Origin of the sequence: Pseudomonas xionganensis (assembly GCF_009763245.1) — a bacterium.
GTDB classification, from domain to species: domain Bacteria; phylum Pseudomonadota; class Gammaproteobacteria; order Pseudomonadales; family Pseudomonadaceae; genus Aquipseudomonas; species Aquipseudomonas xionganensis.
In genome coordinates this window covers 2,212,160-2,226,476 of the sequence record NZ_WKJZ01000001.1, presented here as the reverse complement: position 1 = coordinate 2,226,476, position 14,317 = coordinate 2,212,160, and the positions used below count along the sequence as shown (strand labels likewise).

Below are 14,317 nucleotides of genomic sequence, written 5' to 3'. Positions count from 1 at the left end.
TTGCTGGCTAACGCAACGCGCAAGCCAACCTGGCCGTGCTGTCACAGCTGCGGCAGCACCGGGGTCTGCACCCGCACATCGGCATTCTGGCCGCGGTGACGCAGCAGATGATCGAGCAGCACCATGGCCATCATCGCCTCGGCAATCGGCGTGGCGCGGATGCCCACGCACGGGTCGTGGCGGCCCTTGGTAATCAGCTCGATGGGGTTGCCGTGCACATCGATAGCGCGCCCCGGGGTGGTAATGCTGGAAGTGGGCTTGAGGGCCAGGTGGGCGACGATCGGCTGGCCGCTGGAAATGCCACCGAGAATGCCGCCGGCATGGTTGGAGAGAAAGCCTTCGGCGGTCATCTCGTCACGGTGCTCGGTGCCGCGCTGGGCCACACAGGCGAAACCGGCGCCGATTTCCACGCCCTTGACCGCGTTGATGCTCATCAGCGCGTGAGCCAGTTCGGCGTCTAGGCGGTCGAAGATCGGCTCGCCCAGCCCTGGCATCACGCCTTCGGCGACCACGGTGATCTTGGCGCCCACCGAATCCTGATCGCGACGCAGCTGGTCCATATAGGCCTCAAGCTCCGGCACCTTGTCCGGGTCGGGGCTGAAGAAGGCGTTCTGCTCGACACTGTCCCAGGTCTTGAAGGGAATCTCGATGGGGCCGAGCTGGCTCATATAGCCGCGAATCAGAATGCCCTGGGTCGCCAGGTACTTCTTGGCGATGGCACCGGCCGCCACGCGCATGGCGGTTTCCCGGGCCGAACTGCGACCACCGCCACGGTAGTCGCGGATGCCGTACTTGTGCTGGTAGGTGTAGTCGGCATGGGCCGGACGGAAGCTGTCCTTGATCGCCGAATAGTCCTTGGACTTCTGGTCGGTGTTGCGGATCAACAGGCCGATGGGGCAGCCGGTGGTCTTGCCCTCGAACACCCCGGAGAGAATCTCCACCACATCGTCTTCCTGGCGCTGGGTGGTGTGCCGGCTGGTGCCAGGCTTGCGCCTGTCCAGGTCGCGCTGCATGTCTTCCAGGGACAGCTCCATACCCGGCGGGCAGCCGTCGACGATGGCGACCAATGCCGGGCCATGGCTTTCGCCAGCGGTGGTGACGGTGAACAGCTTGCCGAAAGTGTTGCCGGACATGTGCAAAAGGCTCCGCGAAGACAGCCCCGGATGGCATGCAAGGCGCCAGCGGGCCGGATAAGGAAAGGCGCTGAGTATACCCCCGGCAGCGGCACAGTTCACCCCGCCCGGGGCAACCTGCATAGCCGTACTGGTCAAGCCAGCGGGGCCTCGTCTATGGTTGCTGCATCAGTCATCGACGGCAGCCAGGCTACAGCCATGGCTCCGGCGGCCGATAAGCCGGCATCTTTGGATGGAAACGCAGCCATGAGCGAAAGCCCAGCATCCCCCAGCGACAGCCCGGCCGACAGTGACGTCCAGCAGGTCGAGACGCCCCACCCCTGGGCAGACCTGCCGGCAGAACGCTTTCAGTTGCTGCGCCTGGCCCCCCTGCCAGCGGATCGACACACCGGTGCCCGCCCCCTGCGTTTTGTGCAACTGGGGCGGGTTGAGCGCCGCGGCAAGGAACACAGCCTGTTGCGCCTGAGCCTGCAGCTGCCCGGCCAACGCCTGCGCAAGGGGCAGAACCTGCTGGAGATCTGGGCCGACCACCAGCTCAAGCAGGTGCGCTTCGCCCCGGAGAAAGGCCTGAGCCTGGAACCGGAAAACCGCGGCCTGGGCCGCTATATGCTGGCCCAGGCGATCAGCTGGGCCCGTCAGCACTATGCCCACTATCTGGTCGAGCCCTTTCCCCTGCCCACCCAGGACGCCTTCAGCAAGGAGGCCGTGGCCCGCCGCGAACACTGCCTCAAGGCTCAGGGTTTTACCATCGACTACCTCGACCCGCTGCAACTCAAGGCCCAGGCCAGCGCACCGCGGGTCAGCTCGCTGTATGGCGACTGGCACGCGGAAAAGGTGCAACAGGTAGAGCTGCTGGACGCCGCTGCCATGCTGACCCAGGCCGATCAGAGCCTGCGCGAGCAGGACGTGAAAATCCGCAAGCTGGAAGATCGTCTGGATACCTACAAGCGCGAGGACGGCAGCCTGCGCTTTACCATCACCTGCCTGATCGCCTTCTGCGTGTTCCAGGCCGGTCTGCTGATCTGGATTGCCACCCGCTGATTGCAAAGCCCTCAGGGTGGATAACGCGAGCTGGCTCGCCGCCGGCATATCATGGTGGACAACGCTGCGCGGTTGTCCACCCTACCTAGCCATGACTGCAAGCACGTAGGGCGGATAACGCGAAGCTTATCCGCCGGCTACGCAACCTGATGGAAAGCGCCGCGTGGTTTCCCACCCTAGCCGTTGGCATTCACCCGCGCACGAAACAGCGCCTGATGCTCACGGCACTGGGCCGCGGCCAGCAGGAACACGCCATGGCCGCCGCGCTCGAACTCCAGCCAGGTGAAGTCCACCTCCGGGTACAACGCCTCGACGTGAACCTGGCTGTTGCCCACCTCCACGATCAACAGACCCTTTTCCGTCAAGTGATCGGCGGCCTCGGCCAACATGCGCCGCACCAGGTCCAGGCCATCCTCGCCACAGGCCAGGCCCATGGCCGGCTCGTGCTGGTATTCGGCCGGCATATCGGCGAAATCCTCGGCGTCCACATAAGGCGGGTTGGACAGGATCAGATCGAAACGCTGGCCCGGCAGCCCATCGAAACCATCGCCCTGCACGGTGTAGACCCGCTCTTCCAGGCCATGGCGCTCGATATTCTGGTTGGCCACCTCCAGCGCCTCGAAGGACAGGTCGCCCAGCACCACCTCGGCCTCGGGGAACTCGTAGGCGCAGGCAATGCCGATGCAGCCCGAACCGGTGCACAGGTCAAGGATGCGCGCCGGCTCCAGCGCCAGCCAGGGCTGGAAGTGCTGCTCGATCAGCTCGGCGATGGGTGAGCGCGGCACCAGCACGCGCTCATCGACGATAAAGGGCAGACCACAGAACCAGGCCTCGCCGAGCAGGTAGGCGGCGGGTACCCGTTCCTCGATGCGCTGGCGCAGCAGTGTTTGCAGGTGCAGGTGTTCGTCGTCTTCCAGACGGCAATCCAGGTAGCTGTCGTTGATCTGATAGGGCAGGTGCAGCGCCCCCAGCACCAGCTGGCGGGCTTCGTCCCAGGCATTGTCGGTGCCATGGCCAAAGAACAGTTGCTCGGCCTGAAAGCGGCTGACCGCCCAGCGGATATAGTCGCGCAGGGTGCGCAGGCGAGTATGGGTAGCGGCGGGAGTATCGGTCACGGCAGGCTCTCCGGGGGCAAGGGAATGGCGCGCATTCTAGCCCAAGCAGCCAGGGCAAAAATAAAGTTCTGGCCAGGGCTGGACACCTCTGCCAAAGCCTCAGGGCCAGGGATATAATTTGTTACGAATTCTTAACCCTTCCCCTCCCTTCCTTCCGAGCCCACACAAATGACCATAGATCCCTTCTCGCTCACGGGCTTGCTCGTGCTGGCGATTTTCCTGATTGGCATGACGCTGATCGTGTTCGAAGCCCAGTTGGAGATGGATAAGTTCAAGCCCGCGATGTTTATGATGTCCGGCCTGATCGTGATCGGCGCACACTACGCCTTCTATGACCCCAACGGCTTTCAGTACTTCCTCCACGCCCAGAATGAAACCAAGGAGGAGCTGTTCGGCCTGATCGCCTTTATGGCCTTTATGTGGATGATCGTGGAGCTGCTTAACGAGCGAAACGTGTTCACTGCCCTCAATGGTTACCTGATGGGCAAGGGGCTGGGCGCACGCGGCATGTTCTGGGCCACTGGCGCGCTTTCGGCGCTGCTCTCACCCTTCCTCAACAACATCACCACGGCGATGATCTTCGGCAAGACGGTGAAGAGCATCTCCAACCACCCGCGCTATACCCATGTGGCCCTGTGCAATATCGTGGTGGCCTCCAACACCGGGGTGTGGTTTCTCGGCACCTCCACCAGCCTGATGGTGGTGCTGGCAGGCAAGATCAGCGTGGCCGGCCTGCTGCTGCTGATTCCTTCGGCCCTGATCGGCTGGCTGCTGTTTGCCGCCACCCTGCACCTGTTCTACCTGCGCAAGCTCACTGGCGAAGACCTGATCCAGCAAGCGGATGTCAGCGAAACCGCGCTTAAGCCCGGTGGTGCCGGCCTGGCCCTGGTCGGCCTGGTGGCGGTGACCGGTGCGGTGCTGTGCAACGTGATCCTCAAGGTCAGCATCGAATTCGCCGTCGGTATCGCCCTGGGCTTTGTCGCGCTGTATGCCTGGGTGCTGATGCGTCGCGGTATCGAACTGCCCTGGCAGGATCAGCTGCAGAAGGTGGAGTGGAACGCCCTGCTGTTCTTTATCGGCATCATCACCTCGGTGGCCTGCCTCAACCATGTCGGTTGGCTGTCCTATATCTCCCGCCTGTTCGAGGTGATGGACCCGACCGCCGTGAATATGGTGCTGGGGGTCGCTTCCGGGGTGATGGATAACGTGCCGGTGGAAGCCGCCGCATTGATGTCCAACCCGCAGCTGGGCCTGGATCAGTGGGCACTGAATGCCCTGATGGTGGGTATTGGCGGCTCGCTGACGGTGGTCGGCTCAGCCGCCGGGATCATGGCCATGAGCCTGGACAAGAGCTACAGCTTTGCCGTGCACCTGAAGTTCCTGCCGGCCATCCTGGTCAACTTCTTCGGCTCGCTGGGCGTCTGGTATCTGCAGTTCCAGGTACTCGGCTGGTACTGACAGCCGCGACAGCAGGCAGGCCCTGTAGCGCCACGGGGCCTGCTAATCGCGTTTCAGATGCAGCTCGCGCAGTACGGCAATGGACACCGCCACGGCGAAAAATAACCAGAAGTGTTCGGACAACAACGTAATCAGGCTCACGGGGCTTCTCCTTGCCGGGCTGGGCTCCATCCTTTGGAGTGCCTGTGATTCTGCGCGTGCGCCGCGCTACTCGCAAGAACCGCCTTGGAGGTTCACAGCAGCGCCCACAAGGCGGACAATGAGCCATCACTCACCCATGCCCAAGGAGCCTCCCTGCCATGTCCATTCCGCAAACCCTGCTCGCGCTCACCGGTCGTAGCCATGCCCCCGCCAAACTGGGCAACGCGACCCTGGTGGTGATCGACGCGCAAGAGGAATACCGCAGTGGCGTGTTGCAGCTCCCCGGCCTGGATCCGGCTCTGGAAGAAATCGCCAAGCTGCTGGCGGCCGCCCGCGCCCAGGGCAGCGCCATCGTCCACGTCAAGCACCTGGGCATTGCCGGTGGCCCGCTGGACCCGCGCAGCCCGCGCGGCCAGCACCTGCCGGAAGCCGCGCCACTGCCCGGGGAAATCGTGGTGGAAAAGCGCATGCCCAATGCCTTCTCCGGCACCGACCTGCATGAGCGCCTGCAGGCCCTGGGGCATCTGGACCTGATTATCTGCGGCTTTATGACCCACTCCAGCATCAGCACCACAGTGCGCGCCACCAAGGACTATGGTTACCGCTGCACCCTGGTCGACAGCGCCTGCGCCACCCGCGATCTGCCAACCCTGGATGGCCAGGTGCTGAATGCCGCCGACATGCACAGAGCCGAGATGATCGCCCTGGCTGACAACTTCGCAGCAGTGGTCAGCTGTGCCAATGCGTTGCTCTGAAAACGCACCTGCGCTCACAACTGTGCAACCTGAAAGGAACCCCTGTTGCGAGCACCAGTCATAGCGCCGGTACAGACAGAGGAAAGCCGATGAAGCTGTCCGATGATTTTGATGCCCGCCGCCTGCGCCCCCGCAGCACCAGACGCTGGCCCTTGTGCCTCGCCGCCGGCCTTGCCCTGTTGTGCCTGCTTGCGGGGCTGGGCAGCCTGTTCACTGCAGCCGCCAGCCTGTGGCACAACCCCTTCGCGCTCGACGAGCCAAGGCGCGCCGCAGCCGTCCTGGCACCGTTCGGTCTGGTCCTGCTGGGCCTTGGCATACTGGGCTGGCGCCTGTGTCGGCGCCGCTTGCGGCGCTCCAGCGAACTGAGCATGGCGCCCCACCTGCTGAAAAAGCGTCATTAAAGCCACGCCCTGATAAACTGGCGGGCTTCGTGGAGGCCCCAATGCAAGACGACGATTTTTCCCTGTTCCAAGCCGAACTGCGCGGCGTCAAACCGATCAAGCACGACCGCGCCGACACCGGCAAACCCAAGCCCAACCGCGCCCGTCTGGAAACCCTGCGCCAGGCGGCAACTGCGCGGGTGGAATCGATCAAGGTCGACGGCCTGTCGGATCAGTTCGTCATCGACGTGGGCGCCGAAGATGCCCTGTACTGGGCCGGCAACGGTATCCAGGAAGGCCAGATGCGCAAGCTCAAACTGGGCCAGATCGCGTTCGAGGGCAGCCTCGACCTGCACGGCATGAACGTGGAAAAGGCCCGCGACACCCTGTGGGAATTTATCGCCGAAGCCACCAAGCTGGAGGTACGCTGCGTCCGTGTCACCCACGGCAAGGCGGTGCGCATGGACGGGCGCAAGCCGATGATCAAGAGCCACGTCAACACCTGGCTGCGCCAGCATCCTCAGGTGCTGGGCTTTACCTCCTGCCTGGCCAAGCATGGCGGCACTGGCGCGGTCTATGTACTGCTCAAGCGCACCATGATGGATGGACGCGACGAATAAGACCCTTACTCTGGCAGCCAGCGCACTTGCCAGCCCCCGACTTGCGCCCTACCCTGCGCCCTTTGAGACACCAACGAGATTTTCCATGTCCTTGGAACAGAACTACACCGCGATTCTCGGCCAGCTCGGCGAGGACGTGTCCCGCGAAGGCCTGCTCGACACCCCCAAGCGCGCGGCCAAAGCCATGCAGTACCTGTGTCGCGGCTACCAGCAGACGCTGGAAGAAGTCACCAACGGCGCCCTGTTCAGCTCCGACAACAGCGAGATGGTGTTGGTCAAGAACATCGAGCTGTACTCGCTGTGCGAGCATCACCTGCTGCCGTTTATCGGCAAGGCCCATGTGGCCTATATCCCCAACGGCAAGGTGCTCGGGCTGTCCAAGGTGGCGCGTATCGTCGATATGTATGCCCGGCGCCTGCAGATCCAGGAGAACCTCAGCCGGCAGATCGCCGAGGCCATCTCGCAGGTCACCGGCGCCCTCGGCGTGGCGGTGGTTATCGAAGCCCAGCATATGTGCATGATGATGCGCGGCGTGGAGAAGCAGAACTCCTCCATGGTCACCTCGGTGATGCTCGGCGAATTCCGTGAAAACGCCGCCACCCGCAGCGAGTTCCTGAGCCTGGTCAATAATTGATCAAGTGCTCAGCATGAATAAACCGGCCTGCGCCGGTTTTTTTATTAAAATCCGACTCACCCCGCAGCCCGCTGCCAGATCCTAACTAGACTTACGCTGCTTTGGTTAGATTCGCGGCACTCAAAACGCCCAGTGCACTACATTGAGCGTTTTGTATTTCAGGGACCGATGCGGTCGTTCCATGCTGTAGATGTCGATGACATCCTTGACCATTGCTCTTGCCTGTCTCAGGCCACTGGGACGACGCAGCATCAATTCATTCTTGAGGGCTCCGCTTACCTGCTCCAAAAGCGCGTTCTGGTAGCAGCCGTATCAATCGAGCATCGGCACTGTGCCGCTTATGCAGAGCTTTATACAACGCCGAGCATTACTGGCCCATGGTCATAGTAGTGAAATAGCACATGCCCCCCGGCGCTGTCTCAGCGCATGCCTGAAAACGACGACTACTGAGTCAGTATGAAGCCTCTCGTGTATATGATGGTCAACGATCTTGCGGGAAAGCACATCGGTGACCAAGCTCAGGCAGAGGGGACTGCTGCGATTGGGAAGAACGGTTACACGCGTGCCTGACGGCTGATAGACAATTAACTCGCAAGCCCTGCCGACACTGTGCCCTTCAACCTACCTTTGCGAGTGAACTTGCCGGAGCGCTATTCTAAGATTAAAACACTGTAGTAATTCTTCAGCAGATCGACCACAGCTTCGAAGAACCGCACCTTCTGGCTCATAACCTGTAGTTGCTGTTCGAACGCTGCTCGGGCGTCAGTTTTGCTGGATCTATCATGGCTACGCTTCTGGCGGATCAAATCGAAGCCCTGGCCCCAATCTTGCCGACCATGTTTGCACGAGCATACTGAACCATAGGCCTTCCGTGCCCCTCAACTAGGTTTGCCGACTGGTCAGCTCGTCCTTTTCGATCAAGTCGGCCACAGCCAATTTAAAAGTCAGCGAGTAATCACGCTGGATTCACTTAACACCTTAATCCATTGAGAATTTCAGAGTCTCGGGAGAAAGGTGTAAATTTTATTCAGGATGGGGCACAGCGCACAAAAAAGGGCGACCAAAGTCGCCCTTTTTTGCAGGTGCATCAGGGATTAACCCTGGTTCTCCATTTGCGCACGGATCAGATCACCGATGGTGGTCGGACCAGCAGTTTCAACTTCCTGCTTGCGCATTTCCTTGATGGCTTCTTTCTCGTCTTCAACGTCTTTGGACTTGATCGACAGGCTGATTACACGGCTCTTACGATCGACGCTGATGATCTTGGCTTCAACTTCTTCGCCTTCTTTCAGCACGTTACGCGCGTCTTCAACGCGGTCACGGCTGATTTCGGAGGCTTTCAGGGTAGCTTCGATGCCTTCGGCCAGGGTGATAACAGCGCCCTTGGCGTCAACTTCCTTCACAGTACCGCGAACGATAGTGCCCTTGTCGTTGACGGCAACGTAGTCGGAGAACGGATCTTCTTCCAGCTGCTTGATGCCGAGGGAGATGCGCTCACGCTCCGGATCAACGGAGAGGATAACGGTTTCCAGCTCGTCGCCCTTCTTGAAGCGGCGTACGGCTTCTTCGCCCACTTCGTTCCAGGAGATGTCGGACAGGTGAACCAGGCCGTCGATGCCGCCGTCCAGACCAATGAAGATACCGAAATCGGTGATCGACTTGATGGTGCCGGAGATCTTGTCGCCCTTGTTGAACTGGCCGGAGAAGTCTTCCCACGGGTTGGTCTTGCACTGTTTGATACCCAGGGAGATACGACGACGCTCTTCGTCGATATCCAGAACCATGACTTCCACTTCGTCGCCGACGTTAACGACTTTCGACGGGTGGATGTTCTTGTTGGTCCAATCCATTTCGGATACGTGTACCAGGCCTTCCACACCTTCTTCCAGCTCGGCGAAGCAGCCGTAGTCGGTCAGGTTGGTAACGCGAGCCACAACGCGGGTGCTTTCCGGGTAACGCGCCTTGATGGCAACCCACGGATCTTCGCCCAGCTGCTTCAGGCCCAAGGATACGCGGTTACGCTCGCGATCGTACTTGAGAACCTTGACGTCGATCTCGTCGCCAACGTTGACGATCTCGGACGGATGCTTGATGCGCTTCCAGGCCATGTCGGTGATGTGCAGCAGGCCGTCGACGCCACCCAGGTCCACGAACGCGCCGTAGTCGGTGAGGTTCTTGACGATACCCTTGACCTGCTGGCCTTCCTGCAGGGATTCCAGCAGAGCTTCGCGCTCGGCGCTGTTCTCGGCTTCCAGCACGCTGCGGCGGGAAACGACAACGTTGTTGCGCTTCTGATCCAGCTTGATGACTTTGAATTCGAGCTCTTTGCCTTCCAGGTGGGTGGTATCACGCACCGGACGGACATCGACCAAGGAACCTGGGAGGAACGCACGGATGCCGTTAACGTCGACAGTGAAGCCGCCCTTAACCTTACCGTTGATAACGCCCTTGACCACTTCCTCAGCGGCGAAAGCTGCTTCCAGAACGATCCAGCACTCGGCGCGCTTGGCTTTTTCGCGGGACAGCTTGGTTTCACCAAAGCCATCTTCAACCGCGTCCAGCGCTACGTGAACTTCGTCACCGACCTTGATGGTCAGCTCGCCGGCGTCGTTGTAGAACTGCTCCAGCGGGATGACGCCCTCGGACTTCAGGCCGGCATGCACGGTAACCCAGTCACCGTCGATGTCGACCACGATGCCGGTGATGATGGCACCCGGCTGCATGTCGAGGGATTTCAGGCTTTCTTCAAAAAGTTCTGCAAAGCTTTCGCTCATGTTGATTCCTGTTGATTCAGGGCAGGGAATCTGCCCAAACCACACTCCAGACAATGTGGGTCGTTGATATAAAAAAGGCCCGTGGGACTAGGACTGGTCTCCCACATGCCTCCTTGTCAGGTCACCCGACCCTATGTCGAATGACCCGTGCGACTGCCCAGCAGGACAATCGCCTTACCCGGCGAGCTCGCGATCGGCGATCTCGCGCAGAATGCGTTCAAGCACTTGCTCAATGGAAAGCTCGGTGGAATCCAGCACTATGGCATCGGCCGCCGGCTTGAGCGGGGCTACTGCTCGCTGGGTATCGCGCTCGTCGCGCGCCCGAATCTCATCAAGAAGACTCGCGAGATTAACATCATCGCCCTTGGCCTTCAACTGCAAGTAGCGGCGCTGCGCGCGCTCCTCGGCACTGGCGGTGAGGAAGACCTTGAGCGGCGCATCGGGAAACACCACGGTGCCCATATCCCGACCATCTGCCACCAGTCCCGGCATTTCGCGAAAGGCCTGCTGGCGCTGCAGCAAGGCCTCACGCACTGCAGGCAGGGACGCCACCTGGGAGGCGCCGGCGCCGACCTGCTCGTTGCGAATCAGATCGGTCACATCCTCACCTTCCAGAATGATGCGCTGGCCACCGCTAGCGGCCACGAACTGCACATCCAGATGGGCGGCCAAGAGTTTCATGGCCTCCTCATTGGTCAGGTCAACCCCATGATTGCCTGCGGCAAAGGCCAGCAGGCGATAAAGAGCGCCGGAATCCAGCAAGTTCCAGCCCAGCTGCTTGGCCAGCAGACCGGCAATGGTGCCCTTGCCCGAACCGCTGGGGCCGTCGATGGTGATAACCGGAGCATTGATCATGCCTTGCCCTCCTCGGCTACACGGATGCCGACCTGGGCCGACAGGCTCAGGAAGTTGGGGAAGGAGGTGGCGACGTTGGCGCAGTCGTGGATGCGGATCGGCGCACTGGCGCGCAGCGACGCCACACTGAAGGACATGGCAATGCGGTGATCGCCATGGGCCCAGACTTCGCCACCGCCGATGCTGCCACCCTCGATCACGATGCCATCCGGGGTCGGTTCGGATTTCACGCCAAGCGCGATCAGGCCGTCGGCCATCACCTGGATGCGGTCGGACTCCTTGACCCGCAGCTCTTCGGCGCCACGCAGCACGGTGCGGCCCTGGGCGCAGGCAGCGGCGACGAACAGCACGGGGAATTCGTCGATAGCCAGCGGCACCAGGTCCTCGGGAATATCGATGCCCTTGAGCTGGGCCGAGCGCACGCGGATATCCGCCACCGGCTCGCCGCCGACTTCACGCTGGTTTTCCAGGCTGATATCGCCACCCATCAGCTTGAGGATATCGATCACCCCGGTGCGGGTCGGGTTGATGCCGACATGCTCCAGCACCAACTCGGAGTCTTCGGCGATGCTCGCCGCCACCAGGAAGAAAGCCGCCGACGAAATATCCGCCGGCACCTCGATGCGAGTGGCGGTCAGCTTATGCCCAGACTCGACGCTGGCGGTGCTGCCCTCGACACTGACCGGGTAGCCGAAGCCGCGCAGCATGCGCTCGGTGTGGTCACGGGTCGGCGCCGGCTCGGTCACCGAGGTGCGCCCGGCGGCATACAGGCCGGCCAGCAGCAGACAGGATTTGACCTGGGCGCTGGCCATGGGCATTTCGTAGTCCATGCCGGTCAGACGCTGGCCACCGCGGATGGTCAAGGGTGGGCGGCCTTCCGGGGCCGTTTCGATCACTGCGCCCATGGCCCGCAAGGGCTTGGCCACGCGGTTCATCGGCCGCTTGGACAGCGAGGCATCGCCGGTCAGGGTGGTGTCGAACGGCTGCGCCGCCAGCAGACCGGAAAGCAAGCGCATGGAGGTGCCGGAATTACCCATATAGAGCGGGCCGGCCGGCGCCTTGAGGCCGTGCAGACCGACGCCATGGATGGTCACGCGACCATGGTGCGGGCCCTCGATGACCACACCCATATCGCGAAAGGCCTGCAGGGTGGCCAGCGCGTCCTCACCTTCGAGGAAACCTTCAACCTCGGTCGTGCCTTCGGCCAGGGAGCCGAGCATGATCGAGCGGTGGGAGATGGACTTGTCGCCCGGCACGCGGATGCGCCCAGACAGTTTGCCACCGGGGTTGGCCAGGAAAATCAGATCGTTCGAGTGCATAGCGTCCACATAGGCCCTGCGGGCCAGAATTTTGCCGAAATGCTCACGGGCCACCCGGGCGCGGGTAAATACGCCCAGCAGTTGGTGCCCATCCCCTGCGTCAACCGCATCGCGCAGGGCGTTGAGGTCGTCGCGAAATACATCGAGGGTTCGTAGCACGGCCTCGCGGTTGGCGAGGAAGATGTCGTGCCACATCACCGGGTCGCTGCCGGCGATTCGCGTAAAGTCGCGAAAGCCGCCGGCGGCGTAACGAAAAATCTCCAGGTTCTCACTGCGCTTGGCCAGCGAATCCACCAGGGTAAAGGCCAGCAGATGGGGCAGATGACTGGTGGCTGCCAGCACCTGATCGTGGTGCTCGACCTCCATATGCTCGACATCCGCACCCAGCTCACGCCACAGGGTATCGACCAGGGCCAGCGCCTGCTCGTCGCTGTGCTCGGAAGGCGTCAGGATCACCTTGTGGCGACGGAACAGTTCGCCATTGGCCGCTTCCACCCCACTCTGCTCGGAGCCGGCGATGGGGTGACCCGGTACGAAGCGTACCGCTTTACCGGCAAAGGCCAGGCGCGCCGCACGCAGCACACTGCCCTTGGCACTGCCCACATCGGTCAGCACCGCCGCCCCCAGATCAAGCTTGGCCAGCTCGCCCAAAAGCTTTTCCATGGCCAGAATCGGCACCGCCAGCTGGATCACCTCGGCGCCCTGGCAGGCTGTGGCCAGGTCGCTTTCACAGCGATCGACCACGCCCAGCTCTACCGCCAGGCGGCGCGATTCCGGGTCCAGGTCGACGCCTATCACTTCCCGGCACAGGCCCCGCTCGCGCAGGCCCTTGGCAAAGGAGCCGCCGATCAGGCCGAGGCCGATGACCACCAGACGACCAATCAGCGGCACCTGCGCAGGCGTATGGTTGCTTTGACTCACGAGCGCAGCACCTTGGTCAAGGCTTCAAGAAAGCGTGCGTTCTCTGCGGCCAGGCCAATGGACACCCGCAGGAAATGGGGCATGCCGTAGCCGGCCACCGGGCGCACGATTACCCCCTCGCGCAGCAGCGCCTGATTGATCGCGGCGGTGTCACGGGCAAAGTCCACGGCAATAAAGTTGCCCTTGCTGGGAATCCACGCCAGGCCCAGTTCAGCCAGGCCAGTTTCCAGCTGCGCCATGCCGGCATCGTTGAGCTGGCGGCTGCGCGCCAGGTAGTCGGTGTCATCCAGGGCCGCACAGGCTGCCGCCAGGGCCAGGCTGTTGACATTGAAGGGCTGGCGCACACGGTTGAGCACATCGGCAATGGCCGGCGAGCTGATGGCGTAGCCGACGCGCAGCGCCGCCAGGCCATAGGCCTTGGAGAAGGTGCGCGAGACCAGCAGATTGGGATAACGAGCCAGGTAGTCGAGACCGTCCGGCAGCTCGTCGCCTTCGGCGTACTCGATATAGGCCTCATCCAGCACCACCAGCACCGACTCCGGCACCTTGGCCAGAAAGGCTTCCAGCGCCGCCGGACCGAACCAGGTGCCGGTGGGGTTATTCGGGTTGGCGAGAAACACCACCCGGGTATTGGCATCGATGGCCGCCAGCATGGCGTCCAGATCGTGACCATAATCGCGCGCAGGTACCGCCCTGCCCTCGGCCCCCACCGCCTGGGTGGAGATGGGGTAGACGGCAAAGGCGTACTGGCTGAACACCGCATTCAGCCCAGGGGCCAGATAGGCACGCGCCACCAGATCGAGAATATCGTTGGAGCCATTGCCCAGGGTGACTTGCGCCAGGTCCACACCATAACGCGCAGCCAGGGCGGCCTTGAGGGCGAAGCCATTGCCGTCGGGGTAGCGGGTCAGCTCGGTCAGCTCGCTACGGATCGCCTCCAGGGCCTTGGTGCCGGGGCCAAGCGGGTTCTCGTTGCTGGCCAGCTTGACGATGCCGGCCGGATCCAGATCCAGCTCACGGGCCAGCTCATCCACCGGTTTTCCCGGCACATAGGGGGACAGCTTCTGCACGCCTGGCACGGCCAGGGCGAGGAAATCACAAGTCATCACAAAACCTCATTGTCTCGACCGAGCACCACAGGCCTCGCAGGAGCGACTTCAGTCGCGAATAT

Annotated in this window: 12 protein-coding genes and 1 pseudogene; 6 read left to right on the top strand and 7 right to left on the bottom strand. The window is 62.1% G+C overall.

All coding sequences use genetic code 11. The features are described 5' to 3' along the window. Positions 1–41: 41 nt before the first annotated feature. Positions 42–1,133, bottom strand: a complete 1,092-nt coding sequence (gene aroC / locus GJV18_RS10385) for a chorismate synthase (RefSeq protein ID WP_160345139.1) — start codon at positions 1,131–1,133, stop codon at positions 42–44. 246 nt (positions 1,134–1,379) lie between these two features. Here aroC and GJV18_RS10380 point away from each other — a divergent pair, with 246 nt between their 5' ends. Beyond that, positions 1,380–2,174, top strand: a complete 795-nt coding sequence (locus tag GJV18_RS10380; protein WP_160345137.1) for a hypothetical protein — start codon at positions 1,380–1,382, stop codon at positions 2,172–2,174. Positions 2,175–2,350: 176 nt separating this feature from the next. On the opposite strand, the gene prmB is transcribed toward GJV18_RS10380, so the two are convergent. Beyond that, positions 2,351–3,289 carry a 50S ribosomal protein L3 N(5)-glutamine methyltransferase gene (gene prmB, locus GJV18_RS10375; RefSeq protein ID WP_160345135.1) on the bottom strand — a complete coding sequence of 313 codons (939 nt, stop codon included), beginning with the start codon at positions 3,287–3,289 and terminating at the stop codon, positions 2,351–2,353. Between the two features lie 168 nt (positions 3,290–3,457). Here prmB and nhaD point away from each other — a divergent pair, with 168 nt between their 5' ends. From nhaD to folE, 5 genes are all read left to right on the top strand, one after another. Then, the gene (nhaD, locus tag GJV18_RS10370; protein WP_160345133.1) at positions 3,458–4,747 is read left to right on the top strand and encodes a sodium:proton antiporter NhaD; all 1,290 of its coding nucleotides are present in this window, start codon (positions 3,458–3,460) and stop codon (positions 4,745–4,747) included. Positions 4,748–5,046: 299 nt separating this feature from the next. Further along, positions 5,047–5,643, top strand: coding sequence for a cysteine hydrolase family protein (locus GJV18_RS10365; RefSeq protein ID WP_160345131.1), 597 nt, complete (start codon positions 5,047–5,049; stop codon positions 5,641–5,643). An 89-nt stretch (positions 5,644–5,732) separates the two neighbouring features. After that, positions 5,733–6,044: a hypothetical protein gene (locus GJV18_RS10360; protein ID WP_160345129.1), complete on the top strand. Its 312-nt coding sequence runs from the start codon at positions 5,733–5,735 to the stop codon at positions 6,042–6,044. A gap of 41 nt (positions 6,045–6,085) precedes the next feature. Continuing rightward, positions 6,086–6,643: a Smr/MutS family protein gene (locus GJV18_RS10355; protein WP_160345112.1), complete on the top strand. Its 558-nt coding sequence runs from the start codon at positions 6,086–6,088 to the stop codon at positions 6,641–6,643. A gap of 85 nt (positions 6,644–6,728) precedes the next feature. Beyond that, on the top strand, positions 6,729–7,277 hold the full coding sequence (gene folE, locus GJV18_RS10350) for a GTP cyclohydrolase I FolE (RefSeq protein ID WP_160345110.1): 549 nt from the start codon (positions 6,729–6,731) through the stop codon (positions 7,275–7,277). Between the two features lie 120 nt (positions 7,278–7,397). Here the strand turns inward: folE and GJV18_RS10345 are convergent. The 5 genes and pseudogenes from GJV18_RS10345 to hisC all read right to left on the bottom strand — a co-directional run bounded on the left by GJV18_RS10345 (position 7,398) and on the right by hisC (position 14,252). Next, positions 7,398–8,243 (bottom strand): annotated as a pseudogene (locus tag GJV18_RS10345) (integrase core domain-containing protein). 128 nt (positions 8,244–8,371) lie between these two features. Beyond that, positions 8,372–10,051 (bottom strand): 30S ribosomal protein S1, encoded by a 1,680-nt coding sequence (rpsA, locus tag GJV18_RS10340; protein WP_160345108.1) that lies wholly within the window; start codon positions 10,049–10,051, stop codon positions 8,372–8,374. Positions 10,052–10,225: 174 nt separating this feature from the next. Continuing rightward, a complete protein-coding gene (gene cmk, locus GJV18_RS10335; protein ID WP_160345106.1) occupies positions 10,226–10,906 on the bottom strand; it encodes a (d)CMP kinase in 681 nt (226 codons plus the stop codon). Next, positions 10,903–13,146 carry a bifunctional prephenate dehydrogenase/3-phosphoshikimate 1-carboxyvinyltransferase gene (locus tag GJV18_RS10330; protein WP_160345104.1) on the bottom strand — a complete coding sequence of 748 codons (2,244 nt, stop codon included), beginning with the start codon at positions 13,144–13,146 and terminating at the stop codon, positions 10,903–10,905. The genes cmk and GJV18_RS10330 overlap by 4 nt, the downstream gene beginning before the upstream one ends. Then, positions 13,143–14,252: a histidinol-phosphate transaminase gene (gene hisC, locus GJV18_RS10325; RefSeq protein ID WP_160345102.1), complete on the bottom strand. Its 1,110-nt coding sequence runs from the start codon at positions 14,250–14,252 to the stop codon at positions 13,143–13,145. The genes GJV18_RS10330 and hisC overlap by 4 nt, the downstream gene beginning before the upstream one ends. Between the last annotated feature and the right edge of the window lie 65 nt (positions 14,253–14,317).